The following is a 1,006-nucleotide window of genomic DNA, read 5'->3' on the forward strand; positions in this document are numbered from 1 at the left end:
CCGAGCTGCGGGGCCGCGGAGAAGTGCCGTGCGCTGCCGGTGTCGGTGACCACGTTGAGACCCAGACGATGGCCGCTGAGGTGCTGCAGCGTCGCGAACTGCCGGGCGGCCGTGTAGGGGAGGTACGCCGCGGGATTCACCGTCGGCACCACGCCCAGGTGCCTGGTCGCCTGGAACAGATAAGGAGCCAGCAGGAGCGGGTCGTGCTTCGGCCCGCCGAACGCGTGCCGGACGCGCAGATCGATCGTCGAAGGCGATCCCAGGGAGGGCGCATCCTCGATGATGACCAGATCGAAGCCGGCCTGCTCCAGGGTGCGCGCGGCGTCCTGATAGATCTCGGGGCGCGTCCAGTCGTAGTCCCATTCGAGGGACGGATAGCCCCAGCCCTGCGGTCCGAAGCCGCGGGCGAGGAACCAGCCGAAGTGCTGAGGGCGGCTCATGCCACCGTCTCCCGTACGTTCTGGAGCACATGGGACAGATCCGCGATCAGATCGTCGACGTCCTCGATGCCGATCGACAGCCGCAGGGTGCCCGGCCGCACGCCGAGAGCCTCGCGCTCCACCTCGGTGCGCTGGGCATGACTGGTGGTCCCGGGGTGCAGCACCAGAGAGCGCACATCTCCGATGTGGGTCATGTGGGTGAAGACCCGTACATGCTCGACGAATCGGCGTGCCGCAGGGAGCCCGCCCCGCAGAGTGAAGGTGAAGATCGATCCGGACCCGCCCTCGAGGTAGCGTTTGCCGACCTCGTGGTCGGGGTGCGAGGGGAGCCCGACGTAGTCGACGCTCTCGACCTCCTCGTGCCGTTCCAGCCACTGGGCGATCTGCAGGGCGTTGCGAGACTGTCGCTCGACCCGCAGGCCGAGCGTCTCGACGCCCTGTCCGATCAGGAAGGCGTTGAGAGGGGACGGCGATGCGCCGAATCGCGGGGCGACGGATTCGCGGGCGTAGGCGATGCGGGCGCGGCCCCCGTGGCGGGCGAAGACGCTGGGTGCGTCCCCCCGGCC

At 69.4% G+C, this 1,006-nt stretch carries 2 protein-coding genes; both read right to left on the reverse strand.

Annotated elements, in window-relative coordinates:
* On the reverse strand, nt 1-440 hold a 440-nt coding region (locus tag KZA10_RS16065), incomplete at its 3' end, for an LLM class flavin-dependent oxidoreductase (RefSeq protein WP_218683386.1).
* Nucleotides 437-1,006, reverse strand: a 570-nt coding sequence (locus tag KZA10_RS16070) for a PLP-dependent transferase (RefSeq protein WP_218683387.1), incomplete at its 5' end; no start/stop codon positions are given. The genes KZA10_RS16070 and KZA10_RS16065, both read right to left, overlap by 4 nt.

Source organism: Microbacterium sp. BF1 (genome assembly GCF_019279095.1).
GTDB lineage: Bacteria > Actinomycetota > Actinomycetes > Actinomycetales > Microbacteriaceae > Microbacterium > Microbacterium maritypicum.